The organism is Streptomyces sp. NPDC004266 (assembly GCF_042874095.1).
Taxonomy (GTDB): Bacteria; Actinomycetota; Actinomycetes; order Streptomycetales; family Streptomycetaceae; genus Streptomyces.
The window spans coordinates 16,435-42,687 of sequence record NZ_JBIAMM010000025.1 but is presented as its reverse complement, the minus strand read 5'-3'; the positions used below and the strand labels follow the sequence as shown (position 1 = coordinate 42,687).

General features: G+C 72.2%; 19 protein-coding genes and 3 pseudogenes. 14 read left to right on the top strand and 8 right to left on the bottom strand.

The genetic code is table 11. The features are described 5' to 3' along the window. Window positions 1-7 precede the first annotated feature (7 nt). On the top strand, window positions 8-2,281 hold the full coding sequence (locus ACFYUZ_RS36945; RefSeq protein ID WP_389316877.1) for a Dyp-type peroxidase: 2,274 nt from the start codon (window positions 8-10) through the stop codon (window positions 2,279-2,281). A gap of 641 nt (window positions 2,282-2,922) precedes the next feature. On the opposite strand, the gene ACFYUZ_RS36940 is transcribed toward ACFYUZ_RS36945, so the two are convergent. Together ACFYUZ_RS36940 and ACFYUZ_RS36935 are read right to left on the bottom strand one after the other, a co-directional pair. Beyond that, window positions 2,923-3,300 (bottom strand): hypothetical protein, encoded by a 378-nt coding sequence (locus ACFYUZ_RS36940; RefSeq protein WP_389316874.1) that lies wholly within the window; start codon window positions 3,298-3,300, stop codon window positions 2,923-2,925. A gap of 839 nt (window positions 3,301-4,139) precedes the next feature. Further along, window positions 4,140-4,271 carry a hypothetical protein gene (locus ACFYUZ_RS36935; RefSeq protein ID WP_389316871.1) on the bottom strand — a complete coding sequence of 44 codons (132 nt, stop codon included), beginning with the start codon at window positions 4,269-4,271 and terminating at the stop codon, window positions 4,140-4,142. Window positions 4,272-4,472: 201 nt separating this feature from the next. Here ACFYUZ_RS36935 and ACFYUZ_RS36930 point away from each other — a divergent pair. Beyond that, window positions 4,473-4,616, top strand: a pseudogene (locus ACFYUZ_RS36930) (pyridoxamine 5'-phosphate oxidase); the annotation flags it as partial. A 98-nt stretch (window positions 4,617-4,714) separates the two neighbouring features. On the opposite strand, the gene ACFYUZ_RS36925 reads toward ACFYUZ_RS36930, so the two are convergent. Continuing rightward, on the bottom strand, window positions 4,715-5,710 hold the full coding sequence (locus ACFYUZ_RS36925; RefSeq protein WP_389316868.1) for an alpha/beta hydrolase: 996 nt from the start codon (window positions 5,708-5,710) through the stop codon (window positions 4,715-4,717). A gap of 62 nt (window positions 5,711-5,772) precedes the next feature. Then, window positions 5,773-8,556, bottom strand: coding sequence for an AAA family ATPase (locus ACFYUZ_RS36920; protein ID WP_389316866.1), 2,784 nt, complete (start codon window positions 8,554-8,556; stop codon window positions 5,773-5,775). 680 nt (window positions 8,557-9,236) lie between these two features. On the opposite strand from ACFYUZ_RS36920, the gene ACFYUZ_RS36915 reads away from it, so the two are divergent. From ACFYUZ_RS36915 to ACFYUZ_RS36890, 6 genes and pseudogenes are all read left to right on the top strand, one after another. Beyond that, complete coding sequence (locus tag ACFYUZ_RS36915) at window positions 9,237-9,494, top strand: hypothetical protein (protein WP_389316864.1); 258 nt, start codon at window positions 9,237-9,239, stop codon at window positions 9,492-9,494. Window positions 9,495-9,506: 12 nt separating this feature from the next. After that, window positions 9,507-9,800, top strand: a pseudogene (locus tag ACFYUZ_RS36910) (hypothetical protein); the annotation flags it as partial. After that, window positions 9,801-10,232, top strand: coding sequence for a helix-turn-helix transcriptional regulator (locus ACFYUZ_RS36905; RefSeq protein WP_389316925.1), 432 nt, complete (start codon window positions 9,801-9,803; stop codon window positions 10,230-10,232). It begins immediately after the preceding pseudogene. 63 nt (window positions 10,233-10,295) lie between these two features. After that, a complete protein-coding gene (locus tag ACFYUZ_RS36900) occupies window positions 10,296-11,267 on the top strand; it encodes an alpha/beta hydrolase (protein ID WP_389316862.1) in 972 nt (323 codons plus the stop codon). A 350-nt stretch (window positions 11,268-11,617) separates the two neighbouring features. After that, on the top strand, window positions 11,618-12,520 hold the full coding sequence (locus ACFYUZ_RS36895; RefSeq protein WP_389316860.1) for a PP2C family protein-serine/threonine phosphatase: 903 nt from the start codon (window positions 11,618-11,620) through the stop codon (window positions 12,518-12,520). Between the two features lie 111 nt (window positions 12,521-12,631). Beyond that, complete coding sequence (locus tag ACFYUZ_RS36890; RefSeq protein WP_389316858.1) at window positions 12,632-13,597, top strand: MASE1 domain-containing protein; 966 nt, start codon at window positions 12,632-12,634, stop codon at window positions 13,595-13,597. Window positions 13,598-13,756: 159 nt separating this feature from the next. Here ACFYUZ_RS36890 and ACFYUZ_RS36885 read toward each other — a convergent pair whose 3' ends face one another. The 4 genes and pseudogenes from ACFYUZ_RS36885 to ACFYUZ_RS36870 form a co-directional block, all read right to left on the bottom strand. Next, window positions 13,757-14,230, bottom strand: a complete 474-nt coding sequence (locus ACFYUZ_RS36885; protein WP_389316855.1) for an ATP-binding protein — start codon at window positions 14,228-14,230, stop codon at window positions 13,757-13,759. 200 nt (window positions 14,231-14,430) lie between these two features. Further along, window positions 14,431-14,646: a DUF6243 family protein gene (locus ACFYUZ_RS36880; RefSeq protein WP_389316851.1), complete on the bottom strand. Its 216-nt coding sequence runs from the start codon at window positions 14,644-14,646 to the stop codon at window positions 14,431-14,433. A gap of 396 nt (window positions 14,647-15,042) precedes the next feature. Continuing rightward, on the bottom strand, window positions 15,043-16,419 hold the full coding sequence (locus ACFYUZ_RS36875; RefSeq protein ID WP_389316848.1) for a DUF5685 family protein: 1,377 nt from the start codon (window positions 16,417-16,419) through the stop codon (window positions 15,043-15,045). A gap of 146 nt (window positions 16,420-16,565) precedes the next feature. Further along, window positions 16,566-17,053, bottom strand: a pseudogene (locus tag ACFYUZ_RS36870) (transposase); the annotation flags it as partial. A gap of 334 nt (window positions 17,054-17,387) precedes the next feature. On the opposite strand from ACFYUZ_RS36870, the gene ACFYUZ_RS36865 reads away from it, so the two are divergent. The 6 genes from ACFYUZ_RS36865 to ACFYUZ_RS36840 all read left to right on the top strand — a co-directional run bounded on the left by ACFYUZ_RS36865 (window position 17,388) and on the right by ACFYUZ_RS36840 (window position 26,122). Further along, window positions 17,388-18,698, top strand: coding sequence for a peptidoglycan DD-metalloendopeptidase family protein (locus tag ACFYUZ_RS36865; protein WP_389316845.1), 1,311 nt, complete (start codon window positions 17,388-17,390; stop codon window positions 18,696-18,698). 522 nt (window positions 18,699-19,220) lie between these two features. Then, window positions 19,221-20,378, top strand: coding sequence for an acyl-CoA dehydrogenase family protein (locus ACFYUZ_RS36860; RefSeq protein ID WP_389316841.1), 1,158 nt, complete (start codon window positions 19,221-19,223; stop codon window positions 20,376-20,378). Continuing rightward, on the top strand, window positions 20,378-22,006 hold the full coding sequence (locus ACFYUZ_RS36855) for a 5-guanidino-2-oxopentanoate decarboxylase (protein WP_389316838.1): 1,629 nt from the start codon (window positions 20,378-20,380) through the stop codon (window positions 22,004-22,006). Before ACFYUZ_RS36860 ends, ACFYUZ_RS36855 begins: the two co-directional genes overlap by 1 nt. Next, the gene (locus ACFYUZ_RS36850) at window positions 22,003-23,208 is read left to right on the top strand and encodes a Glu/Leu/Phe/Val dehydrogenase dimerization domain-containing protein (protein WP_389316835.1); all 1,206 of its coding nucleotides are present in this window, start codon (window positions 22,003-22,005) and stop codon (window positions 23,206-23,208) included. Before ACFYUZ_RS36855 ends, ACFYUZ_RS36850 begins: the two co-directional genes overlap by 4 nt. Continuing rightward, on the top strand, window positions 23,205-25,340 hold the full coding sequence (locus tag ACFYUZ_RS36845) for an acetate--CoA ligase family protein (protein ID WP_389316831.1): 2,136 nt from the start codon (window positions 23,205-23,207) through the stop codon (window positions 25,338-25,340). Before ACFYUZ_RS36850 ends, ACFYUZ_RS36845 begins: the two co-directional genes overlap by 4 nt. Then, entirely contained in the window at window positions 25,337-26,122 is a 786-nt protein-coding gene (locus ACFYUZ_RS36840; RefSeq protein ID WP_389316828.1) for an SDR family oxidoreductase, read from the top strand. Before ACFYUZ_RS36845 ends, ACFYUZ_RS36840 begins: the two co-directional genes overlap by 4 nt. Window positions 26,123-26,253: the final 131 nt, after the last annotated feature.

Genomic DNA, 26,253 nt, shown 5'->3' with positions numbered 1-26,253 from the left:
GAGACTCATGCCCGCTCAGCTGACGCTGCGCGACAGCACCGAGATCCAGGGCGACATCCTGGCCGGTTTCAAGAAGGACAACGTGTCCTTGCTCCTCCTCCAGTTCGGCGACGTCACCGCCGCCCGCTCCTGGCTGGAGGTCCTCGTCCCGCAGATCGCCACCACCCGGCAGGTCGCCGAATTCAACGCCCGGTTCAGCGAGGCCCGGCGCAACTCGATGGGCGACGACCCCCAGCACCTCAAGGCCACCTGGCTGGGGCTCGCGCTCACCCATCCCGGACTCCAGTTCTTCACCAACAAGGAGAAGGTCTTCGACTCCGTGCCCGGCGGGAGCACGGTCGAGGCGTTCGTCCAGGGCGCGTCCGACCGGGCGCTGGCCCTGGGCGACACCGACGACAGCGACCCGAAGGGCTGGCTGTTCGGCTACGACCACTCCCGCGTCGTGCACGCCGTCCTGACGATCGCCTGCGACACCGAGGACGACCTCAGGAACGAGCTGGCCCGGCAGCGTGAGGCGGCTTCCCGCGCCGGGGCCGTCGTGGTCTTCCAGCAGGACGGGACCACCCTGCCCGGCGACTCCGCGGGCAAGGAGCACTTCGGCTTCAAGGACGGCGTCAGCGAGCCGGGCGTGCGCGGCTTCGAGGAGGAGGACCCGGCCCGCCCCGGCCATGTGCTGGGCCACCCCGGCACCCGGCTGATCTCGGCCGACAAGTTCGTCGTCGACGCCACCGGCGACGGCAAGCGGCCCACCGGTGTCCCGGCCTGGATGCGCAACGGCTCCTTCCAGGTCCTGCGCCGCCTCCACCAGGACGTGCCCGGCTGGTGGGCGCAGGTCGGCGTCGAGCTCAAGCGGCTCAAGGCCGCCAAGGCGGTCGACGACCGGACCACCCAGGAGTGGCTCGCCGCCCGTCTGGTGGGCCGCTGGCCGTCCGGCGCGTCGGTCGCCAACTGCCCGATGAAGCCGGCCGGGAAGCCGGAGCCCGAGCCGGACAACGACATCACCTTCAAGGACGACCCCGACGGTCTGGTCACCCCGCTCTTCTCCCACCTGCGCAAGACCAACCCGCGTGACGGACTGGTCGACGGGGGCGAACTCGTCGACGAGAAGTTCATGGACGAGCGGCGCATCATCCGCCGGGGCATCCCCTACGGGCGGCCCTTCAACCCCACCCAGGGCGAGGGAGGCGGCGCCGACGACCCCCGGGGGCTCGTCTTCGTCTGCTACCAGGCCGACCTGGTGCGGCAGTTCGAGTTCATCCAGGCCGACTGGGTCAACGACCCCGACTTCCCGCACGACCGCCCGCACCGGCCGGGCCCCGATCCCATGGTGAGCGGGCAGCTGACCGATGTGAACGACGGCCAGGTCAGCTTCGAGAGCCGTAACGCGGCGGGCGAGCGGCAGACCACGACGCTCGGGTTCCGTCCGTTCGTGAGGACCGAGGGCGCGGTGTACGCCTTCAGCCCCTCCCTGAGCACCCTGCGCGGTCTCGCCCAGGGGCGCCTGGAGGGCGGCGGGTCGGTCACGCCCGTGCCGGATCCCCAGGCGCGGCCGGTCGACGCGGTGGTCCCCCAGCCCGGGCACCCGGGCCGCTACCTCGCCTTCCAGGGCGGCAGGGCCGTCCCGCTCGGCTCCTCGGTCGGCGGTGGCGACGCCACCCTCGCGCTCGAAGGTTCGGGCGGGCGGCCGCTGTCCTTCTGGGACGACCTGCACGACATCAAGCGGGTCGACGCCGCCTGGCCCGTCCCGGGCCGGCAGGAGGTCGGCGGGGAGTCCGGCCACTGGCTGTTCTTCACGGGCGACGACGGCAGGCAGCGCTACCGGTACGTCCTCGTCGACGGACAGGAGCCCGTCCGGGTCGGGGTGGACGGCAACCGGGCGCGGCCGCTGAGCCAGTGGAGCTCGTTCGACGCCGCGCCCGACCCCGTCACCCATGTCGACGCGGTGCTCCCGATCCCCGACAAGCAGCCCGGGGGTGACGGCCGGTACCACTACTGGATGTTCCACACCACACCCGCGGGCCAGCGGTACCGGATCATCTCCCTGCAGGCCGGGGGGTACCGGGACCGCCGCGAGAGCGACGACAACGACATCTCGCTGTGGTCGTCCCTCGCGGGGGTGGAGCACGTCGACGCCGTCCAGCCCGTGCCGGGCCGGCAGCCGGGCAACGCCCAGAACTGGTACTGGGTCTTCCACAAGGGCGGCTACCGGGTGATCAGCGTCGCCGACGGCTCGGCGCACACCGACGCCGTCGTCCAGCGGGACCGCCCGCTGCCGGGCTGACCCCACCCCACCGCCGAGGCCCCCGGGAACCCACCCCGGGGGCCTTGCCGTGACCGCTCACCCGCCGGTCGACGGGTTGGGCAGGGGCCGGTAGCGGGCGTCGGCGCCGTCCGCGCCGGCCCCACCCACCGACCGCGCACCCGCCGCTCCGCCCAAGGGCTGTCCCATGATTGACCGTTGAGATGGCCGGGACAAGGTGGGCTGATCGCCGGTGGGCCGGGCTATGCGGCCTGGAGAAGGTTGTGGAGGCGGAGGATGCCGAGCATGGCGCGTGGTGGACGCCGTCGCCCTTGAGCCGGCCAGAGCACAGCGTCCGCTCCCGCCTCGTCCGCGACGATCCGTCAAGCCGGCGCGGCTCTTCTCGATGGCAACCCGCCACAGACCTTGACGGACGAGATCCGAGAGGGCGATATACGACTTGAGGTCCGTTTCCGTGCCGCCTGATCGTGTGACTGTGGGGACTCCCGGCCGATCGACGAGTACACCTCAGGCCGACGCGGCTGGGCGCCTACGTGCGCGCCACCCTGGGCGGGGCCAAGTCGCCGGTATCGGCAGCACCCCGCCGCCGGGCGGCCCGGCTCGCCGATCCGCGGGGCGGGCGGTTCTCCGTCATCGAGGTGGGCCGACGCAGGCGCGGCCGCTCACAGCCTTGACACGATCGCGCGGGCCAGCGTTTCGAGGTGCTCGCGGATCTGACTGGAGCGCTGGGCGGGGAGTCCCGGGGCAAGGGGATCAAAGGCGTAGTTGACGGCGAAGTTGACCGAGCCCTTGCGCACGTACAGATGGCCACCGATCGAGGCTTCGTCGTACAGGGCCACGTCGCCCACTCCGGCCACCGGTAGAGTGCCGGGCTTGGTGTGCCGGCTGACCTCGAAGGGCAGCAGGGCGATGAAGACGATGCGGCCCTTGGCAGCGGCGTTCACGTAGGTGCACTGCGTGAGGCCGGGCAGGGCGCTGTCGTCCCGCCTCCCCTTTGCCGGTCGGCCGAGGACCGCCCCGACCTCCTCCTCGGTCGCCAAAGCGCAGACGTCCAGCGCCGGTTTCGTGGGTGCGGCGTGCGCGGAGTCGCCGGAGCTGGTTGCGCAGCCACTCTGTGTGAACAGGACCACCAGGCCCAGAACTCCCGGTAAGAAGCTGAACCGTGCCGGCCTTCGGGAACGCGTCATGTCCGGCCCCCTCTCGTCGAGTCGGTCGTCGGAGCGTCGTCGGCCCGAGGCGCACCCGGCGCAACAGACCCTTGCAGAGGCCCATGTGATGATGCGTCATCTTCTGTTGGCTGCCAGCCTAGTGCGGCCTTCATGAAGATTTCTATGATTTACGGTTCATTCCAGCTGCCCGTAACGGCGCACACGAGCCGGTCAGCGCACCCACCGGCCTCAGCCCCGCTGGCCCTCGAAGGGGAGGACGTCCGGGCCGCCAGGATCTCCTGACAAGACCGCACCGTGATCGATGAGCTCGCCCACGACAGCGGGGCGAAAAGAAGCCCCCGGCCACCCTGATTCGGCTGATCGACCGCGTCGGGAACGAGGAGCTCAAGGCCGACCGATGAGTCCCGAGTGCGAGTTCCGGCCCTACCCCTCCCTGTCAGCCTGCCTGAGGCTCGACCTGGTGAAGACGGAGCACCGACGGGGCGCCGTGAGCGCCCCTCCACCAGTGGGGGCACCTGATCGTCGCGGCCCTCGGCAAGCGGGGTGGGCCGGTCGGGATACCCGCGCGGCGGCGATCCACGTCCTCAACGCCGGGGCGCTGCTCGTTCCCGGCCCGGCGCAGACACCGGCACCCGGTGTGTGTCCGTACGGTGCCCAGTGATCGGCGTATGCGTGAATGCCCCCGCGTACGGACGTCGGAGGAGTTCTCCTCAGAAACTCAGAGTCGCCCAGACGGCGTCGAGCAACTTCGTGCGGCGTTCCGGTGTCCAGGGCAGGCCGGCGTCGAACCCGGAGATGACTATCCCGTCGACGAACAAGCTGACCAGGTCGGCCTCCTTCACAGGGTCGGCTGTCCGGCCGCGTTCAGGACGAGAGCGAGTCAGAACCGATGGCTGCGTTCGGTAGGGCTGAGGACGGCCCACTCCACCACCGCACGCAGAGCGGCCTGACCGTCAAGAGCACGCGCTGCCGCGTCGGCTTCGGCGCGGCGGCTGTCGAGTTCCCGACGGACGGCGTTGCACAGCAACTCTTCCCTGCTGCCCACGTACGGCCGGCCCTGCGTCTCCCCCCGCCCGGAGCTGCTGTCGCAGCTGACCGCTGTGGACAAGCCGCCGGCCAGTGCGCTGGTGGTGGGGATCGAGGAGGTCTGCCCGCACTGCCCCACGTCGCTCCCGCGCAGCGGGGCCTGTGGGCAGACAGCTCTTCCGCTGGGGCTGCCATGCGCTCGGCCTTGGACTTCTCATCGGCCGTTGATCCGGTGAGAGCACGGTTCGCCTTCCCGCTCTCACCGCCCGTTGGTGAGAGCCTCCTTCAGGAAGGCACCGCCTTGACGGATGGCGGCCCTGGTGGGCGGACTGTCGCGCAGAGCGTTCAGAGACGCGAAGTCGTGGACTGTTCCGAGGTAGCGGACGGCGGTCACGGCCACACCTGCTTGCTGGAGCCGGCGCGCGTACTGTTCCCCCTCGTCCCGAACGACGTCGGCCTCGGCCGTGACGACCAGGGCGGGGGGCAGGCCCGCAAGCTCGGCGGTCGTCGCCCGTAGCGGGGAGGCCGTGGCTTCGGCGAGTTCCCGATCGTCGTCCGTGTACTGCTGCCAGTACCAGTCCAGGGCCTTGGTGGTGAGGAGGTAGCCGGACCCGAAGTGTTTCCGCGAGGCGGTGTCGCAGTGCGGGGCGGTCATCGGGTAGTAGAGCAGTTGTGCGCGCATGCGGGGACCGCCGCGCTGCTTGGCCATCATGGTGAGCGCTGTGGCCATGGTGGCGCCCGCGCAGTCGCCGGCCACCGCCAGCCTCCGACTGTCCAGTGCGAAGTCCGAGGCGTTGTCGGTCAGCCAGGTCAGTACGGCGTACAACTCCTCGAGCGCTACCGGGTACCGGGCCTCGGGAGTGCGCGTGTACTCGGGAACCACGAACACGGCTTCACTGGCGGACACGAGTTCACAGATCATCCGGGTGTGGGTCTGCGCGTCACCGAGCATCCACCTGCCCCCGTGGACGTAAAGGACCAGGGGGAGCGGGCCGCTCCGCGTCGCGGGGCGGAAGGTCCAGAAACCGACCAGTCCGGAGGGGCCGACGGGCGCCGTCCAGAACTCGGCGTCCACCGCGAAGTCGTCGAACAGGTGCCCCTGGGCTTCCAGGAGTGCCTCCCGGCCGTCGACCGGGCCGAGTTGATGCAGGTACGGCGGGTCCGCCGAGGCGTCGACCAACCGTTGGACGACGGGATCGAGGACCACGGCGGGGCGATCGGGGCCGCCTCCGCCGGTGACGGGCTTGTGCTCCACACGCCTCACCTCTCATTCCTCGTAGCGATCGGAACCTTGTCCGCCGGTCGGCTTGCCGTCGTTCACAGGACACCGAGGACGTCGCGGAGTTGGTGGCGGCTGCTGACGCCGAGCTTCGGGTACACCTGGTAGAGATGCGAGCCGATCGTGCGGGGGGACAGCTTGAGCTTCTCTCCGATCTCCCTGTTGCCCAGGCCCTGCGCCGCCAGCCGTACGATCTGCTGCTGCTGGGCGGTCAGCTCCGACAGCGGATCGGGCCGGTCGGACGGCGCGGCGACGCCGCTCGCCCGAAGCTCGGCCCGCGCCTCGTCCGCCAGGGCGGTGGCACCGAGCCGGGAGAAGGCCTCCATCGCCGAGGCCAGGATCGGGCGGGCGTCCAGCGGGCGCCGCCGTCTGCGCAGCCACTGGGCGTAGTGAAGCCGGGCCTGCGCACGGGCGAGCGGCCACTGGTCACCGGCCGGGTTGACCAGGGCCAGGCGGAAGTGGTGCTCTGCCTGCGTCGGATCGCCGACCAGCGCGGTGGCGTGGTGCAGGAGCAGCGTCATCCGCGTTGTCGTGTGCGGTCCCAGCGCCTTGCGTACCGCCTCGACGAGAGGCTCGACCTCCTCCTGGTGTCCGGTCCGCTGGGCGACGGCGGCGAGGTCGGCGATGGACCTGTGAGAGAGGAAGTAGTGCAGGGGGGTGCCGTCCTGGTGGAACAGTTGCCGGAAGTGGCGCAGCGCCCCGTCGTAGTCGCCCGCGGCTGTCGCGGCGGTGCCTGCCGCGCGCAGCAGTCGTGCGTGGGTGGCAGTGTTCTCCTCCAGGTTGACGACCGTCCATGCGGGATCCGTCAGGATCCCGGCATCGGCGGAGCGGCCGCGCAGGGCTTGCAGCGTCACGCGCAGGGCTTCGATGTCGACTTCGATGTGCTTCATTTTCTGGACGGCAGCCAGGGTCGCCGCCTCGTCCAGGAGTTCGTCGGCCTCTGCCCACCGTCCGACGTCGATCAGGGCCGAGCCCATTGCGGAGAGGGCGATTGCACCCGTTCCGATGGCTCCGTACGAGCGGAGCATGGCGAACGCCCGCCGGAAGGTGTCCACGCACAGGTCGGACTCGTCGGCCCACCAGGCGACCGCGCCCAGCGTCTGCAAGCGGATCATTTCCGCGATGCCCGTCAGCGGCTCCAGCAAGCTCGGCCGCCGGGTTCGGCTCAACAGGGCGGGGGCGTTCCTGATCGGATCCGCTTCGCAGAGGATGACCGCCCGCAAAGCGTTGACGGCCTCGTCCGCAACCAGCTCGGAGTAGGTCGTACGGACGGCACTGGTCTCGATCGCCTCGAGGAGGGGAACCAGCGGGCGCCTGACCTCGGACAGGCCCGACTGGAAGGCCACCGCGCCGATCACGGCGGTCACCGCCAGCGTCGTCCGGGCGTCCTGCGGCAGGTCTGGTTCCAGGGCGCCCATCAGGAGCTGGAACGCTTCCCGCTGATGGCCGGACATGGAAAGAGCCAGACCGGCCCCGTTCGCCGCGACGCCGAGCAGGTCGCGGTCCTCGGTCAGCGCGGTGACCTTGGAATGAAGCTCGCGCACCCAGAACGTGTCGCCCGCGTTGTTGGCGGCTCTCAGTGCCTTGGCGTACCGGCGTGCCCGATCCTCCGGAGCGGGACTGCATTCGGCGGATCGTTCCAGGGCCCGTGCGGCCGCGTAGAATCCACCGCGCTGTTCGACGAGTTCGGCGGTGTCCTCCAGGGTCGCCGCCACGGATTCGTCCTGGCCGATGCAGGCCGCGGCCAAGTGCCAGGCCTGGCGGGCTGGATCGTCCTGATGCACGGCCGCGAGGTCGATGTGCGCTCGCTGGCGCAGGTGCGCCGGGGCGCCCTGGTAGGCGCCCGCGCGCACGAGCGGGTGCCGGAAACCCACCTGCCGGCCCGCGATCGTGATCAGCCCGGCGTCCTCCGCGGGCGCCCACACCGACAGGTCCGTGCCCACTCCCGCTGCGGACATAAGGGTTCGCAGGTCCTCTTGGTCCGAGGAAGCCGCCGCGTAGAGCACCATCCGTTGGGTGACGGCCGGCAGCGCGCGCAACTGGGCGGAGAACATCTCCTGGATCCGCTGCGTCTGGGGCAGTGCGCCGTCGGCCAGACCCAGAGGGCTGCCCGATCGCACGGAACGGCACAGTTCGATGATGGCCAGAGGATTGCCGTCAGCCTGGTCCAGCACCTCGCTCCGGGCCCTGCCGGTAGGAGAACCGGGTTGCGCGTCCAGCAGGCGGGCCGCCGCCTGGACCGTCAGCGGCCCCAGCGGCAGGACCGGCAGGTGCGCGACGGCAGGGTCCGGAGCTGTCAGCCCCCTGGCCGCAAGGAGCACCGTCACCGGCTCGGCCGCCAAACGGCGCAGCACGAACCCCAGGACGTCGAGGGAGTCCCGGTCGAAGAGCTGGACGTCATCGCCGAGCATCACGACAGGTCGATGGCGCGAGGCCTCGACCAGCAGGGTGAGGACGGCGACGCGCAGCAGCATCGGATCGGCGGGTCTGGTGATCGGGGCGAGGCCGAACGAGGTCTCCAGAACCTCCCGCAGATGGCCGGGAAGATCAGCGGCACCGGGAACGAGCGGAAGCAGCAACTGGTGCAGGGCCGCGAACGACTGCTCCGACTCCCCGTCAAAGCCCTGAGACCTCAGCACACACGCTCCGGTCACCCGCGCGTGCTCGGCAGCGACCTCCAGCAACGACGTCTTGCCGCTACCCGCCTCACCGGTGATGAGCAGTGCTCGCGGGGCACTGCGACCGTGCTCGATCGCGTCCAGGATCCGGCCGACCTCCGATTCCCGGCCCGCCAGCCCGGTGACGGGCTCCGGCCGGCCCATCGCGCTGCGCCTAGTGCCCACGCTGCGCCCCGGTCGGAAGCAGTCGGGGAAACGGCACGCAGGAAGGACCCGTCGGCTCGTTCATGGTGTGGATCCCTCGTTCCGTCAGCGTCCGAAATGCGATGCGCTCCCAGGCCCTGCCAGCCAGAAGATAAAGCATACTATTGCCTCATTAGGGGCAACGGGTGAGGGCCCTTTCCGTCGAGCCCGTCATGGAGGCAACGGACAAGGCCCGAACTCGCCGGGCCGGCCGGCTGGAGTGCACGCCACCACGCGCCCGCCACCGGGACCGGGACCGGTCGATAGGACGCGGGTATCCGCCGCGTCCCATCGCGTTGCGGCAGGTTTCCAAGAGGCGTCGCCCGATTTCGCTGATGGTGAGGTAGGCGGGTACGGCGTGCCTCTCTGCGCGGCAGCCCGCCGACGCGGCTCGCACGGGGACAGGGCGGCGTCTCCCCGCGAAGGCTGCTCACCTGAGCTCGGCGCGACCGCCGCGGGCCATGACGTACGGACCAGTCGACCGACTGATGCGTCTGCCCCGGTCGCCCGGCAGGCTGGGGCACAGGCAGATCCGATCCGCAGTCCGGCCCCCGACCGGCGGGATTCACTCCGCCAGCACAGGCAGGCGACTCCCGTACGGATCTTCAACCGAGCACCCACGACGTCCAGGGAGGAAGTCCGTGCCCATTGTTCTCTCCACCGAGCCGTTGTCAGCTGCCGACCGGGCGGAGCGCTGGCATGAAGCGGTTTCCGGCACCTTTATGCCGATGGATGTGAATCTGCTGGAGAAGGAGCCGTCGCCCGGAACGATCGTCAGCAGCCGGCTCGGCACCCTGCACATCTCTCGCGTTCAGGCGGGGCCACAGGTAGTGAAGCGCGACAAGCGCCACATCTCCCGCGACGACCGCAAGTCACTGATCGTCAGCCTTCAGCAGTAGGGCACCGCGACAAAGGAGCAGGACGGGCGGGAATCCGTGATAGGACCGGGAGAATTCTCCATCAGCGACTCGTCCCGCCAGTTCGGTATCAAACTCGAAGGGGAATTCGCTTTCACCTCCTTCCATTTCCCTCGCGAAGAACTTCACGTGCGGGACAAGGATCTGCAGGCATTGACTGCCACCACCTTCACCGGCGAGGAGGGCAGCGCTGCGCTCGTGGCGACCTTCCTTGCGCGCATGGCGCGCGAAGCCGAGGGGTTCGACGAGGGTGCCGGCCGCCGGGTCGCCGCCACCGCGCTCGATCTGATGGTGCTGCTCATCGACGAGCGCCGCGGACGCCCTGCTTCCGGGGGCCCGCATGTCGCCGCCGCCTCTCTTGAGCGCGTGAAGGACCACGTCATGCGCCACCTCGGTGATCCAGACCTGTCACCGTCCAGGATCGCCGAAGCGCACTTCATGTCGGTCCGCTACCTGCACAAGCTGTTTCAGCTCGAAGGCACGACCGTGAGCGGCTGGATCCGGGCGCAGCGACTCGAACGGTGCCGTCGGGAACTCCTCCGCCCCATGGCCAGGGAGGTGGGGGTGGCGGCAGTCGCCCAGCGCTGGGGTTTTGTGAGTCCCAGTCATTTCAGCCGGATCTTTCGCGCGGCCTACGGGATGACGCCCCGTGAATGGCAACTCCAGGGCCGACCCGGAGCACACTGCGACAACACCGGCGGTGCACCGACGGAAAAGTGACCGATGGCGGCAGCCCATAGCGTGGTGATCAGGAAAGCGTTCCCGCCCCACAAGGAGCTGCAGATGCCTGATGCGACGACTCCGGCCGAGCCCGTGCTCGAACCCGAAGCCCTGGCGTTCGCCGAGGCGACGACGAACCCGCCGTACCTGTTCGACCTTGATCCGGTCGAGGGCCGCAAGGCCTTGGACGAGGTCCAGTCGGGTGAGGTCGAACTGCCGGAGATCGACGAGGAGTGGATCACCGTCACGGGCGGCCCCACCGGCAGTGTCCGGGCGCGGATCGTGCGGCCGACCGGATCCACCGGCCCGCTGCCGGTGATCCTCTACGTCCACGGTGCTGGATGGGTCTTCGGCAACGCCCGCACCCACGACCGCCTGGTCCGCGAACTGGCCGTCGGCGCCCACGCCGCGGTGGTCTTCCCCGAGTATGGTCTGTCGCCCGAGGTCCGCTATCCGGTGGCCATCGAGCAGAACTACGCCGTCGCCCGGTGGATCTCCACCCAGGGGGCCGACAAGGACCTGGACGGCACGCGACTGGCCGTAGTCGGCGACTCCGTCGGCGGCAACATGAGCGCGGCGCTGACCCTGATGGCCAAGGAACGCGGCGACGTGGCCCTGCTCCAGCAGGTCCTGTTCTACCCGGTCACCGACGCGAGCTTCGACACCGACTCCTACCACCGGTTCGCCACCGGCTACTTCCTGCGCCGCGACGGCATGCAGTGGTTCTGGAACCAGTACGCCCCCGGCGAGGAGGACCGCGCGCAGATCACCGCCTCCCCGCTGCGGGCCACCACCGACCAGCTCATCGGCCTGCCCCCGGCCCTGATCATCACTGCAGAGGCCGACGTCCTGCGCGACGAGGGTGAGGCATACGCCGCCAACCTCCGGACCGCAGGCGTAGCCGTGACTGCCGTCCGCGTCCAGGGTGTCATCCACGACTTCGTGATGCTCAATGCCCTACGCCCCACCCGCGGGGCCCAGACCGCCATCACGCTGGCCACCGACACCCTCCACACCGCCCTCCACCCGGGCTGACCCGCCGCGAGAAGATCTCGCAGGGCTCTCGGAAGGTCTCGTCGGCGGAGGAACGGCGGGATCTGGAGGCCACCGCGCATTTCGGCTGTCTCGTCGTCGCCGGTCCGCTCGGTCCGGACGGAGGTCAGGGGCGGGGCGATGCCTTCGATCTCGCCGAACCTCTGTTCGCTTCCGGCGGTGTGGGGTGGCCCCGCCGGGATCCGCCGCGTTCTCCGCCGATGAGATGCGGACGCCGTCCCCTCCGGGCAGAGTGGGGAAGGACCTGTTCGTACCGAGGTGGTCCCCGGTGGTCCCGCGTGCTGGAGACGGGACGGACTGATGCGAGGATTGTCGTGACGTCGGAGTGATCGATGTTCCGCAGACGGCCGGCCGACAACAGCGAGGACCTTCTGGTCCGGCTCGGGTCGCTGACCGCCAGGGCGCGGGAGTTGGCCGAGACGCAGCGTTCCCGTGTCGAGCTCGCCGTGGCCCTGCAGCGCGGCATGCTGCCCTCGGAGCTGCCCAGTTTTCCGGGCGCCCGGCTGGCCGTCCGCTATGAGCCCGCCAACCACGGGCTCAACGTCGGCGGTGACTGGTACGACGCCTTCTCCCTGCCCGGCGGGCAGATCGGCATGTCCATCGGCGACGTGCAGGGGCACAACATCGAGGCCGCCGCCTTCATGGGACAGGTCCGCGTGGCACTGCGCGCGCTGGCCTCCGTCAGCGGAGACCCGGGAGAGCTGCTCGGTCGCACCAACGACCTGCTGATCTCTCTGGGCGCCGACCTCTTCGCCACCTGCACCTTCCTGCGGCTCGACCCCGCTGCCGGCACCCTGGAGTGCGCCCGGGCCGGCCACATCCCCCACATCTGGGCCACCACCGACGGCCGCTCCGGCATCGACGACAGCGAGGGCGGGCCTCCGCTCGGTGTGCTCCGCGGCGTCGACTACCCGGCCACGCGCCACCGGCTCACCGGCGACGGTGTCTTCGTCCTCCTGACCGACGGGGTGGTGGAGGGGCCCTCGCTCCACGTCGACGAGGGTCTGGACCGGGTGACGCGGCTCGCCGGGATCACCGCCGTCGCCGGGCTGGACGTCGAGGCGCTCGCCACCGCCGTCATGAAGCTGGCGGCCACGGTGGGGCACGAGGACGACGCGGCCGTCCTGGTCGTCGGCCATGACGGCGGTCCGGCCCGGTCGGCGGCCGAGGAGCGGGGGGAGGGGGCTCGCCTCGGGCCGGATCGGCCCTCGGACCGGCCCGGGCCCGTGCCGTAAGGCGGCGCCCGACACGCAGGGGTCCTTGCCCGGTCGTGGCGGCCCGGCCGGTGTCTGATGGCTGACGTGTTGGATACTCGGCAGTTCCGGCCCTCTACGGAGGCGGCTGTGATGTCGCTGGCCGTGACGGTTTGCTACTACGCGGCCGGACGGCTCGGCCTGATGGGCCGCCTCGTCGTCGAAGGCGTGGTGGTCACCCCCATCTGGCCGCCCACCGGCGTCGCCGTCGCCGCCCTGCTGCTGCTCGGCGCGCGGGTCTGGCCCGGGATCGCCCTCGGCTCCTTCCTCGTCATCGCCTCCCTCACCACTCCGGGTCCCACTACGGTGGTCACCGTGGTGAGCAACACCGTCGCGCCGCTCTGCGCCTTCCTGCTGCTGAGACGGGCCGGTTTCCGGCGCGACATGGCGCGGCTGCGGGACGGACTCTCCCTGGTCTTCCTCGGCGGGTTCGGCGCCATGCTGATCAGCGCGACCGCGGGGGTCGGACTGCAGGTGGCGAAGGGCTCCCTGGACGAGAGCGAGTTCTGGCCCGCCTGGCTGGCCTGGTGGGTGGGCGACACGATGGGGGTGCTGCTCGTCGCCCCGCTCCTGCTCGTCCTCGCGGGGCCGGCCGGACGGTTCCGGTTGCGGCGCTGGAAGGAGGCGGTCTTTCTGGGGCTGACGACTCTGGTCCTCATGCCCATGGCCGTGCTCAACTCGATGAGCATGCTCTTCCTCGTCTTCCCCCTGCTGATCTGGGCAGCGCTCCGCTTCCAGCTCGCCGGAAGCATGCTGTGCGCGCTCTTCGCCTCCGTGCTCACCACCTTCGAGGCGACCTCCGGGCAGGGCGCGTTCCTGCACCTGACGGACGTCGAGATCATGGTCAAGCTCCAGGCGTTCAACGGTTCCGCCGCCCTGACCGCCCTGCTTCTCGGCTCCGTCATCACCGAGCAGCGTGCGACCCGCCGGTCGGTGCGCCGCGCCTGCCAGGAACTGGCGGAGGTCCTGGAGCACCTCGCGGCGGGCGAGCCCTCGCCGGGGCCATCCGGCATCGCCGAGAGCCGGGCAGCCCCACCCGGTGGGCACCGGGATCCGTGACACCCTCGCCGGAGCCGGCGCAGGGATCAGACCGACTCGCTCCTCCCGTCTCCTTCCAGTACGCCGGACCGGAACGCTTCTGTCCGCCCGATGTCACCGGCCCTGGGCAGAAGGTGACTCCCTGTACCTGAGCCACCGAACCAGGGATGCAACGCCCCGTTACATCGGGTGACCGGCGGCCGCGTCGCCGGGTTCGTCGGCCAGGGCGATCGCCGTGGTGATGCGCTTGCCCACCGGCTCACGGTGGACGGCGAAGCTCCGGCCGACCGCCATCACGATCTCCAGCCCGTGCTGCCCGATCCGGGTCGGATCGGGCGCGAGGACGGCCGGCAGGGTGGGATTGCTGTCCCACACCGTCACCTCGACCGCGCCGCCGACCACCTCCAGGGTCAGCAGGCACGGGCCGGGCGCGTACTTGCGGGCATTGGTGACCAGCTCGCTGACCACCAGCTCCACCACGCCCATCGCGCGCTCGGACACCGGCAGACCGTGCACGGCCTGGACGTCGGCGAGGAAGGCACGGGCCAGTTCACGGGCGACGGCGATGTCCTCGCCGCCCTCGAAGAGGCCGGATGCCGAGACGATGTCCGCCATCAGCGGCCGACCGTCCGCAACGCCTGCCGGGTGCCCCATTCCTGGTCTCCTTCACCGCGTGCCCCTGTGTGCGCGGCTCCGTCTACCCCCCGATCGGATCCTCACACCCAGCGGGGCGTCGGAGTTCCGCACCCGTCGGTGTTCGGCGTCGTCCTCCTCGTCGCCCGGCAGCGGGGCCCGGACCACGCGTCGCGGTCCGGGCCCCTCCCCTTGCGGTGCCGCCCCGCGGCGGCGGCGCGTCAGCTCTGCGCGGTGTCGTCGCCCGTCTGTCCGGCGTTCTCGGCCGTGCCGGTCTTCTCGCGCATCTTGCGCACCAGCTCCGCCTTACGGTCGGCGGCACCCTGGCGGTCGAGGTTGCGGTGCGGACCGTTGTTCTGGCGTTCGGCGCGGGACAGCCTCTTGCGCTGGCCGCCGCCCTGGCCCACGGGGTTGTTGATGTTCTTGCTGTCGGTCACGGGTTCTCCCGGGGGTGATGTGAAGTGATCTACGGATTCATCGGTGAGGGGACGGGCGGCGACGTCGGAGGACGCCGGCAGGGGCCCATCACGCTCTCACTCGTACATCGGCGTCTGGAAGAACATGACAAGGACGTTACCCCGTTCCATCGGCCCCGCACGCCAACCCCCTCGCCGCCCCGGTGCCGGCCTGGCCTTCGGCGAGCGGCCGGGGCCGGCCGTTTCCTCCGGGCACCTCGGCGCCGCCAGTATCTGCCGGTGGTCCGCCGCCCGCCCGGGGCAGGTCCGGATGAGCGTTCCCGGGCCGCCACGGGCGTGGGCAGAGGTCTCGGGGGCGCCCGCCTCGGCCGCCGCCGGACGCAGCCGACTCATGCCCCCTCCCCGGAGCACGTTCAGTCAGTCGCAGCAGTCACAGCAGCATTTGCACGGGTTGCAGCAGCCACCGCCACAGCCGTCACCCGAGCCACCGCCGGAACCACCAGAGCCGCCGGACCCATGGCCGCCGCCCGGACCGTGGCCGGATCCGCCCCAGTTGCCCCCGCCCCGACCGCCGAACCAGCCGTCACCGCCGGAGCCGTCCCTGCCGGAGCCCTCCCGCCCCGAACCGCCCCCGCGGTCGCCGTCCCCGAACTGAAACGGCTCTCCGTCCTGGCCGTCGTCTTCGCCGCAGCGGCAGCAGTTGAAGCACAGGCCGCAACCGGCGCACAACCGGCGCCATTCGCGGCACCGGCGACAATGCCCCTCCGACGGGCGGCCCGACGCCGCCGACACGCCCGCCGGGGCCGCGCCTGCGAGCGCTCCGACGCCGCACGTCGTGCCCGTGCCGGTCTCCGAGGGCGTTTCCGTTGCCGTACGGCGTCCCAGCCAGGGCAGCACGCGCAGGCCCCGCCCCTGAGGGCGGTGCCGGTGGTGACGGTGCCGAGGGTCGAAGACCCGATCGACGGCACGCTCCAACTCGCCGCCCAGAAGCACCTCTGCCAGCCGCCCGTCGACGAACACGGCGTCGGACAGGGCGAGTCGGATTCCGCGGACGGCGTCGTCGCACAGCCGGCGCACCTCGGCACGGTCCTCGCCGGTCACGGCGATCGGGTTCCACGCGCCTGACGCCTCGTCCGCGTCCAGGTCCTCCACCGCGTCCAGCAGATGGGCCAGCCGGCCGAACAACCGGCCGGCTTCCGCCAGCGGTTCGACGTTGCCCGGGCGGTCCGTGAGTACCGCGGTGTAGGCGAAGGCGGCTGCGGTCGCCGTCTCCGTGGGCTCCGTGACCGTCAGAAGCGAGCCGCCGGGGCTGGTCGACCGTTCGATCTCCGGTTGGCGCTCGACCGCCCCGAGCAGCACCGCGGTGTCGAAGCCGAGCCGCTCGCCGCCCGCGGCGCCCGCGCGGTCCCAGCCGTGGGCGATCCGGCGTGCGGCCAGCGCCACCGGGCGGCGCCCCATCAGGCCGTCGCCGTCGGCCACATGGTCACGTATCTTCGCCGCGGCCAGCACCAGCGACACCGTCGCCGCCAGCCGAGCGCCCTCGCCCTGTGCCACGTCCGCCGACCGCATCCCGCGCAGCGGGCACGGACCGGCACCCCGCCGCCAGTCCCCGGTGCGCTCCGACTGCGCCTCGGTCAGCACCGAGACGATCAGGCCGTCGTAGTTGGTGGCCACCCTCGCGAACTGCCCGTACTCACTGCGCAACGCCAGGCACAGCCCGCACAGATGCGCCATCCACTCGGTCCGCAGGCCCTCGCCCAGACGATGACGGCACGGTCTGATGATTCCGAACACCGAACTTCTCTCCCCCGTAGGAACAGCCACGCGCACGCGCCCTGGGGTCGGCTCACGCAAGCGACACCGCATGAGGCACGACCGCACAGGACGTAAACCGCGTGTGACGTCGACTCGCGGCCGACATCCTAGGGGTGTCCGGAAAGTCAGGGGAGCCGGAGCCGGAGCCGGAGGCAGGCGAGGGTGTCCATGGCCTGGTAGCGGGCGGCTCGCTTGTCGTCACGGGTGGCCAGGGCCGGGTTCTGCTTGAGCCGGCCGAAGCAGCGCTCGGCCACGTCGCGCCGCCGGTGGGCGGCCAGGCCCAGGCGGCAGCGGGCCTCGCCGCGGCGAAGGCGCCCGTTGATCCGGTCGATCCGCTCGGGGTCGTCGCGGCGATGCCGCGTCTGCGGAGGTGGGCACGGATCCTGCGGGCCGCGTAGCCCTTGTCGGCGGCCGCGCGCTGGTGGGCCCGGACCGTGGTCGAGTCGACACACGCGACCGTCCAGTCGACGGCCCCGACGGCGTCGGAGTGCTGCCGCACCTGAGCCAGGAAGCGGTCCCAGGCGCCGTCGGCGGACCAGTGCCGGAAGCGTTCGCAGACCGTCTTCCACGGCCCGTAGCGTTCCGGCAGGTCACGCCGGGCCGCGCCGGTGGAACTCCGCACCTGGCACGTCCTGCGCGATGCCGATCAGCGCGCCGGGGAGGGGACGTCATCCAGTCGATCGCGCGCTCGCGTGCCTGCTCCGGATGCGGCACTACGCCGACCCGTGGTGATCGGTCAAGGCTTCCGCGGGTCGTGAAGGGTGTGCCCTCCGGTCAACTCCGCCACGCCAGGTAACGGATCTATCACGTTCCGCGCAGGCCGGACCCGTCGTCGGAGAGGCTCACCGGCGCCGGCACCACTCCGCGCGCCGGCGCCCCCGCCGGGGGCGCGGCCGCCGAGAACCGGGCGTCCTCGCCGCCGGATCCAGACCAACGGAGGACCGACGTTGACCCGCAGACGCCGCAAGACCGTTCGCGCGCTCCTCACCGGAGCCATGACCTTCGGACTGGCCACCACCGCCACGGCGACCGCCCACGCCGGGGCGCCCCGCGCCGTCGCGAGCCCGAGCACCGTGCGCGTCGCGTCCGCGGACGCCGACTGCTCCGGTTCCGTGTCCGTCTACGGCGCCCTCGCCGACGGCCGCCTGACGTACTCCCAGATCGATCCCTCCAGCGGCGACCGCGTCAAAACCCACATAGGTCCCGATCTCGGTTTCGAGCCCAAGGCCCTGGCGACGCTGAACTTCAACACCGTCCTCGCCACCGACGCGTCCGGAACCCTCTACCGGATCGACGTCAAGACCAACAACCTCTCCCTCGCCCTGATGAGCGCGCCCACTCCGATCGGGACGGGCTGGACCCATGACAAGCTCGTCTACGACGGCCATGGACATCTCTACGGCACCGCAGGCGGCGTGCTGCTGCAGTACCTCGTCTCGCAGCCCAAGCCGGCCGGGTCCCAGCACATCGGCCAGCGCCGTGAGATCGGCGGCGGTTTCGTCCTGAAGGCGCTCACTTCCACCGGGGACGACCGGCTCCTCGCGAACACCGCCGACGGCCGACTGCTGGAGTACCGGATCGACGACGCGGGGAACTGGACCGGGAAGCAGCTCGTCGCGTCCGGCTGGTCCGGCTTCGGCAAGCTCGTCTCGCCCGGCGGCGGCCTCTACTACGGCGTCACCTCGGCGGGAGGCATGTACTGGTACCAGGACCTCGCCCCCGACGACGGCTCGGGCAGCGACATCGTCTACCACAACGACGATCCGGTCGACGTCTCCGGCTGGACGCAGACCCTGCTCTCCGCCGAGCCGGAGACCGCCGACTGCGTCGGCCGGCAGTACGCCTACGTCCTCCCCCGGTCGGCCGTCCCCCGCAGCGAGCTGGACGACCCGCACCACGACTACGCGGCGATCGACATCCAGGTCCCCATCGGCACACCCGTCCACGCCGTCACGCGCGGCACCGTGGGATACATCGACGGCGGCTTCGGGAACGGCATCACCCTCACCGACGCCAACGGCGTGACGTACATCTACGGCCACCTGGACTCCCGGGCCGTCGCCGCCGGGACCACCGTCACCCCCGGCCAGTACCTCGGCGAGTCCGGCAACACGGGCCAGTCCACCGGGCCGCACCTCCACTTCGAGATCCGCATCGGCGGCGTCAAGCACTGCCCGCAGCCACTGCTCCTGGCCCTCTACGACGGCACCACGCCGCCGGCCCCGAGCTCCCTGCCCACCAGCGGCTGCTCCTACTGACCCCGTGCGGGCCGCGGGGCCCCACCGGCCCCGGGGCCCGCACGACACCCGGCCCCTCCCAGGAGACACGGCGCTGTCGGGTGTCGGGTACGTCATGCCAACCGGAGGCGAGACCAGAGCGCACCCGGGGATCGGCACCTCCGTCGTCTGCGTTTTCGCAGACCGAAGCCCGCTTTCTCGCCCTGCGGCGAGTCGCGGGTCCGGGCTGCTTTCCCAGGTTTCCAGGACTCGCGTCGACCACGTGCCGAGTTTCCTGACGCACCAACAGGTACCGCCGGAAGGACGCCGTTCGCCCGACCGGGCCCCATCGCGACGACGCGACGAGCCCACTCAGCACTCCCCCGCGGGCATCCGCGATCACCGCCACCTCGACGAGCCGGCAGCCGGACCACCCCTCCCGGACCTCGCTCCGGAGGTGACCTCCGGAAGTGGAGGGATCCGGGGCGTTGACAGTGCCGCCGACGCCTCTCGATACTGACTGACGGTTCAGTTAACGACCCCGTTGCCCCACCTGGAGGCACCATGTCCGACCTCCCCACCGAGCTGGTTCCGTTCACCCCCGAGCAGCGTGGCATCGTCGAACTCACCCGGGCCTTCGCGCGTGACGAGATCCGCCCGCGGGCGCGCGCCGTGGACGAGGCCGACGTCGAGACGCCGTGGGACCTGTGGCACAAGGCCGCCAAGGTCGGCATCACCGGCTTCATGCTTCCCGAGGAGTACGGGGGCGGCGGCTTCACCGACGTCTTCACCCAGTGCCTCGTGCAGGAGGAGCTGTGCGTCGGCGACCTCGGCATCGGGAACCTGCTGTGCTCCAACGGCTTCTTCGCCGACCCGGTGCTCGAACTCGGCACCGAGGAACAGAAGCGGACCTGGCTCACCCCGCTGACCGGCCCCGAGACCCCGATGACCGCCCTGGCCACCACGGAACCCGGCGCCGGCTCCGACGCGGCGTCCATCGTGACGACGGCCGCCCGCACCGACGGTGGCTACCTCCTGAGCGGCCAGAAGGCCTGGATCTCCAACGCGGGGGAGGCCGAGCAGTACGTCGTCTTCGCCAAGACCGACCCCACTCGGCGTTCCAGGGGCGTGACCGCCTTCCTGCTGCGCAAGGACACTCCCGGCGTCACCTTCGGCGGGCCCATGCGCAAGATGGGCCAGCGCGCCATCGTGTGCCGGGAGGTCTTCTTCGCCGACGCCTTCGTGCCCGAGGAGGACCGCCTCGGCGAGGAGGGGCAGGGCTTCCAGGGGCTCATGCGGACCTTCGACATCTCGCGGGTCGTGCTGGGGGCGGCGGCGACCGGCGTGGCGCGGGCCGCGTACGAGTACGCACGCGACTACGCGCGCACCCGGCAGCAGTTCGGCAAGCCGATCATCGAGCACCAGGCGGTGGCGTTCCGGCTGGCCGACATGCGGACCCGGATCGAGCAGTCCCGCCTGATGACCTGGCGCGCGGCCAAGCGCCTGGACGCCGGCCTGTCCGCGACGACCGAGGCCGCCATGGCCAAACTGACCGCCTCGGAGACGGCCGCGTACTGCACCTGGGCCGCCGTGCAGACCCTCGGCGGCTGGGGCTACTCGCGCGAGTACCCGGTGGAGCAGTGGATGCGGGACGCCAAACTGGAGGAGATCGAGGAGGGCACCTCGGACATCATGCGGCTCGTGATCTCGCGGGGCCTGTGATGACGACTCCGCCCGAGGAGGGCGAGACCGTCACCGGCGGCGAGGCCGTCGTCCGCGCCCTCGCCTCGCACGGTGTCACCGACGCCTTCGGGATCCCCGGCACGCACAACCTGGAGATCTACCGCCACCTCCGGGCGTACGGCATACGTCATGTGACACCTCGTCATGAACAGGGCGCGGGATACGCCGCCGACGCGTACGCCCGGGTGTCCGGCCGTCCCGGTGTCGCGATCACCACCACCGGCCCCGCGCTGCTGAACATCGCCGCCGCCGTCGGCCAGGCCCACTCCGACAGCGTGCCGCTGCTCGTCGTCTCCCCCGGCATGCCGCTGCGGCACCCCCGGCAGTCCACCGGGCTCCTCCACGAGATGCGCAGCCAGACCGAGGCCCTGCGCGGCGTCGCGGCCTTCAGCCACCGGGTGTCGTCGGTGGAGGAGATCGGCTCGGCGGTGGCACGGGCCTTCACCCTCTTCCGTACGGGCCGGCCCCGTCCGGTGCACATCGAGGTGCCGCTGGACCTGCTGGAGACCGTGGAGCCGGCAGGGCCCGTACGGCGTGCGCCGCTCACCGGACCCCCTGCGCCCGACCCGGCGGCGGTGGGGAGGGCGGCCGAAGCCCTGCGCGCGGCCCGGCGGCCCGCGCTGGTCCTGGGCGGAGGGGCCCGGGCGGCGGCCGCGGAATGCGCGGCGCTCGCCGAGCAGCTGGGCGCGCCGGTCGTGACCACCGCCAACGGCAAGGGCGTGATGGACGAGCGCCATCCGCTCTCGCTGGGCGTGTCGCTGCACAGCCCGGCCGTGCAGAAGTGGCTGGTGGACCGCGACGTGATCCTCGCCGTCGGCACGGAGCTGGCCGAGTCCGACCTCTGGGGTCCTCCGCCGGCCCTGACGGGCACCTTGATCCGGATCGACGTGGACCCCGCCCAGATGTACGCGGGGCTCCCGGCGGACGTGCCCCTGGTGGGCGACGCACGTGCCCTGCTCGAGGCGCTGCTCGCCGAGTGCCGAGGAGGAACCGACGACGTCCCCGCGGACCCCGCCGGCGTCCGTGCCCTCCGTGCCGCCCGGGACGACGAGACCCGTGCCCGCGACGCGCGCTGGCTGCCGTACCTCCGAGCCGTGCGCCGCGTCCTCGCCGAGGACGCCGTCCTCACCTCCGACAGCGCCCAGTGCTGCTACTACGGGGCCCTGCCCCATCTGCCCCTCGGTCCCGAAGGCCGCTATCTGCACCCCACCGGTTTCGGCACCCTCGGCTACGCCCTGCCCGCCGCGATCGGCGCGAAGACCGCGTGCCCCGAGCGGCAGGTCGTCGCCCTCAGCGGCGACGGCGGCCTGCAGTTCTCCGTGCAGGAGCTCGCCACCGCCGCACAGCTTCGGCTCCCGCTTCCCGTCGTGGTCTTCGACAACGGCGGCTACGGCGAGATCCGCGAGGAGATGGCGGCCCGCGGGGACGCTCCCGTGGCGGTGGACCTGCCCGCCGTCGACCTCCCCGCGCTCGCCCGCGCCTACGGCGGCCGGGGCGCGATGGTCCGTTCGCCGGAGGAGCTCGCCGACGCCCTGGCCCTCGCGCTGACCGCTCCCGGACCCACCGTCCTCACCGTTCCCGACGCTCCCGAGGAGACCCCCCGATGACGCCCGAGACCGCGACCGCCCTCACGCACACCCCTCTCATCTCCCTCACCTGGACGGACCACGTGACCGGCCGCCGGGGCCACCTGGTGATCGACCGGCTGGTGCGCGGCGTCTCCAGCGGCGGGCTGCGGATGCGGGAGGGCTGCACCCTCGACGAGGTCAGCGGCCTGGCCCGCGGCATGACCATGAAGGAGGCCCTGCACTACGACCCGTCCGCCCGGTACGTGCCGCTGGGCGGCGCCAAGGGCGGCATCGACTGCGACCCCCGCGACCCCGAGGCGTACGGCGTGCTGGTCCGCTACCTCCGCGCGATGCGACCGTACGTCGAGCGCTTCTGGACCACCGGCGAGGACCTCGGCCTCACCCAGGACCTCGTCGACCGCGCGGCCGCCGAGGCCGGGCTCGTCTCCTCGATCCAGGCCGTGTACCCGTTGCTCGACGACGAGGCCGCGGCCCGGCGCCGGCTCGCGGACGCGTTCGCCGTGGACGTGGACGGCATCGGGCTCGACGAGCTGGCGGGCGGCTGCGGGGTCGCCGAATCGGTCCTGACGGCGCTGGACAGGGCCGGTGTCCCCCGCGCGGGGACGCGGGTGTCGGTGCAGGGCTTCGGGACGATGGGCGGGGCGACCGCCCGCTTCCTGGCCCGGGCCGGGCTGAAGGTCGTCGCCGTGGCCGACGTCAAGGGGACGATGGTCCACCCGGACGGCCTGGACGTGGAGGCCCTCCTTGCCGCCCGGGACGCGTACGGGACCGTGGACCGCGCCGCCCTGCGCGCGGACGACCGCGAACTGCCCGGCGACGCCTGGCTGTCCGCCGACGCGGACGTACTCGTCCCGGCCGCCGTCTCGTACGCGGTCGACGCCGGAAACCAGGCCGGCATCACGGCCCGCTGGATCGCCGAGGCGGCCAACATGCCGGTCCTTCCGGAGGCCGAGGAGCTGCTGGCGGCGCGCGGCATCACCGTCCTGCCGGACGTGGTCGTCAACTCGGCCACCAACGCCTGGTGGTGGTGGACCCTCTTCGGCGACATCGGCGCGGACCCGGACGAGGCGTTCGCCCACGTCCGGCGCTCCATGCGCGCGCTGGTCGAGCAGGTCCTGACCCGGGCCGAGCGCGACGGGACCACTCCGCGCGCTGCGGCGCACGGCGTCGTCGCGGACCGGCTGCCGGTGATCGCCGCACGCTTCGGCTGGTACGCATGAGCCTGGACGCCCTCTTCGATCCGCGTTCCGTCGCTGTCGTCGGGGCCTCCGCCGACCCCGCCAAGTGGGGTTACTGGCTGGCCGCCGGCGCCCTCGCCGGACGCTCCCGGCGCACCGTCCACCTCGTCAACCAGCGGGGCGGCAACCTCGACGGCGTGCCCTTCCTGCCGGACCTCGGGTCCCTGGCGACCGTCCCCGAGCAGGTCGTCGTCGCGGTGCCGCCGCCGCAGGTGCGGCCCGTGGTCGTCCAGGGACTCGCGGCGGGCGCGCGGTGCTTCACCGTGATCACGTCCGGCGGGTCCGGTCCGCAGGAGGAACGGGAACTGGCCGCGCTCGTCACCTCGCACGGCGGGCGACTGCTCGGCCCCAACTGCATGGGCGTCGTCGACACCACCACCGAACTCCGCCTGAGCTGGGGGGACTTCCCGGCAGGCGGGGTCGGGCTCGTGTCGCAGAGCGGCAACCTCGCACTCGAGATCGGCAGACTGCTGGCCCGGGCCGGGCAGGGCTTCTCCCGGTTCGTCTCGCTCGGCAACCAGCGTGACATCGACGCGGCGGACGCCCTCGACGCGCTGATCGCCCACGAAGCGACGCGCGTCGTCGCCGCGTACGTGGAGGACTTCCGGGACGGGCGGCGCCTGGCCCGCACCCTGGCCGCCGCCCACGCGGCCGGCAAGCCCGTCCTGCTGCTGACCCTCGGCCGCAGCGAGGCCTCCGGCCGCGCGGCGGCCTCCCACACGGGCGCGCTGGTGAGCGCCCGGGCGGTGGTGGACGCCGTCTGCCGCGACACGGGCGCGATCCTGCTGGAGTCGGCGGGCGAACTGGTCGACACGGCGGTGCTGTTGGCGGCAACACGGCAGGGTCCGGGGCGGAGGCGGGCGCGGGAGCAAGGCCAGGGACAGGGGCCGTGCCCCGGGCTGAGCCGGGCCGTGCCCGCGGGCGCCGCCGGCGAAGTCCCCGCGTCCCCCGAAGCGGCGCGCATCGCCGTCGTCGGCGACAGCGGCGGCCAGGGCGCGCTCGCCGCCGACGCGCTGGCCGTCCGAGGGCTCGACGTCCCCGTTCTCGACGGGGCCACCCGGGCCGCCGTCGCCGCACACCTCCCCGGCCGGGGCGGCTGCGGCAACCCCGTCGACCTCGCGGGCGCCGGGGAGGCGGACCTCCGCAACTACGCCCGGATCACCCGGGCCCTGCTCGACGGCGGGGACACCGATGCCACGCTCCTCACCGGCTACTTCGGCGACTACGCCACCGCCAACCCCGAGCAGACCCGCGAGGAGTGCGAGGTCGCCGAGGAGCTGGCGCAGGCCGCGGGAAGGGCCGGCCGGCTGCTCGTCGTCCACACCATGGCCCGCGACACCCCGGCCCTGACCGTGCTGCGCGAACGCGGCGTACCCGTCTACGAGCGCATCGAGCAGGCCGCGACCGCCCTGGCCCATGCGGCCCGGTCGGCACGCGCGACGCCGTACGCGCCGCCCGAGCGGGTGCCGTCCCCGTCCCGCCCCGTCCCGGACGGGGGGTACGAGAGCGTCCGGGCCCTGCTCCAGTCCCATGGACTCGACTTCCCCACCGCCGGGTTCGCCGGCACGGCCGACGAGGCGGCCGACGCCGCCCGCCGCACCGGATACCCGCTCGTCCTCAAGGCGATGGGCCTGGCCCACAAGACCGAGGCGGGCGGGGTGGCCCTCGGCATCGCCGACGAGACCGCGCTGCGCGCCGCCTTCGCACGGATGCGTGACGCCACCGGCGTCACCCGGTACGCGGTCGAGGAGATGGCCGTCCATCCGCACTCCGTCGAGCTCATCGCCGGAGTGCGGTACGACCCGGCGTTCGGGCCCGTCGCGATGGTCGGCCTCGGCGGGGTCACCGCCGAACTGCTCGCCGACACCGCCCTCGCCCTCGCCCCGCTCACCCCGGGGCGGGCGCGCGAGCTGCTGCTCTCCCTGCGGCACGCACCGCTGCTCACCGGCTGGCGGGGCGCGCCCGCCGTCGACCTGGACGCCGCCGCGGACGCCCTGTGCGCGCTGGCGCGGGCCGCGTCCGAGCATCCCGAGCTCACCGAACTCGAAGTCAATCCGCTGCTCGTCCACCCGGGCGGCGCGGTCGCCCTCGACGCCCATGGAGTGCTGACATGAACCGTTTCGACGGACGGACGTACCTCGTGACGGGCGGCGGCAGCGGCATCGGCCGCGCGATCGCCCTGGCACTGGCGGCGGCGGGTGCGCGCGTCACCGTGGCGGGCCGCACCCCGCAGCGGCTCGACGAGACGGTCGCCCTGATCGGGAAGGCGGGCGGGGAGGCCCTCGCGGTGCCGACGGACGTACGCGACCCGGAGGCGGTGGACGCGCTGGTGGCCGCGGCGGTCGAACGGTTCGGCAGGCTGGACGGGCTGGTCAACAACGCCGCCGGAAACTTCGTCGTCCCCGGCATCGACCTGTCCCCGGGCGGCTGGCGCGCCGTCGTCGACATCGTCCTCAACGGCTCGTACTACTGCACCCGTGCCGTCGCCCGCAGGCTGCGCGAGCAGGGCACCGGCGGCTCGATCCTCTCCGTGATCGCCACGTACGCCTGGCACGGCCACCCGGGCACCGTCCACTCGGCCGCCGCGAAGGCCGGCGTCCTGGCCATGACGCGGACCCTGGCGGTCGAACTCGCCCCGCTGGGCATCCGCCTGAACTGCGTCGCCCCGGGCCCGACGGAGACGGAGGGCGCCGGCGCGGCCCTGTGGGCCACCGACGAGGCCCGTGAGGAGGTTCTGGCCACGGTTCCGGCGGGGCGCTTCGCCGACCCCGCCGAGATCGCGGAGGCGTCGCTGTTCCTCCTGGGCGACGGGGCGTCGTACCTGACCGGCGAATGCCTCACGGTGGACGGCGGCCAGTGGCTGGGGAAGCAGGTGTACGGGCGGTCGGCCGGGTAGCGGAGCGGACCGTACGCGGCGAGGGGCGGCCCGCGGGCCGCCCCTCGGGCGTGGGTGGTCCGGACGCACGCGCGGCTGTGGCCGAGGAGAACCGGGCTCTCCCGGCGCTCCTCGGCCACACCGGCCGGCGT

Coding starts and splice junctions, on each gene's coding strand:
- ACFYUZ_RS36945 (WP_389316877.1), top strand. CDS start 8: ATGCCCGCTCAGCTGACGCTGCGCGACAGCACCGAGATCCAGGGCGAC.
- ACFYUZ_RS36920 (WP_389316866.1), bottom strand. CDS start 8,556: ATGGGCCGGCCGGAGCCCGTCACCGGGCTGGCGGGCCGGGAATCGGAG.
- ACFYUZ_RS36905 (WP_389316925.1), top strand. CDS start 9,801: ATGGTGCTGCTCATCGACGAGCGCCGCGGACGCCCTGCTTCCGGGGGC.
- ACFYUZ_RS36900 (WP_389316862.1), top strand. CDS start 10,296: ATGCCTGATGCGACGACTCCGGCCGAGCCCGTGCTCGAACCCGAAGCC.
- ACFYUZ_RS36895 (WP_389316860.1), top strand. CDS start 11,618: ATGTTCCGCAGACGGCCGGCCGACAACAGCGAGGACCTTCTGGTCCGG.
- ACFYUZ_RS36890 (WP_389316858.1), top strand. CDS start 12,632: ATGTCGCTGGCCGTGACGGTTTGCTACTACGCGGCCGGACGGCTCGGC.
- ACFYUZ_RS36885 (WP_389316855.1), bottom strand. CDS start 14,230: ATGGGGCACCCGGCAGGCGTTGCGGACGGTCGGCCGCTGATGGCGGAC.
- ACFYUZ_RS36860 (WP_389316841.1), top strand. CDS start 19,221: ATGTCCGACCTCCCCACCGAGCTGGTTCCGTTCACCCCCGAGCAGCGT.
- ACFYUZ_RS36855 (WP_389316838.1), top strand. CDS start 20,378: ATGACGACTCCGCCCGAGGAGGGCGAGACCGTCACCGGCGGCGAGGCC.
- ACFYUZ_RS36850 (WP_389316835.1), top strand. CDS start 22,003: ATGACGCCCGAGACCGCGACCGCCCTCACGCACACCCCTCTCATCTCC.
- ACFYUZ_RS36845 (WP_389316831.1), top strand. CDS start 23,205: ATGAGCCTGGACGCCCTCTTCGATCCGCGTTCCGTCGCTGTCGTCGGG.
- ACFYUZ_RS36840 (WP_389316828.1), top strand. CDS start 25,337: ATGAACCGTTTCGACGGACGGACGTACCTCGTGACGGGCGGCGGCAGC.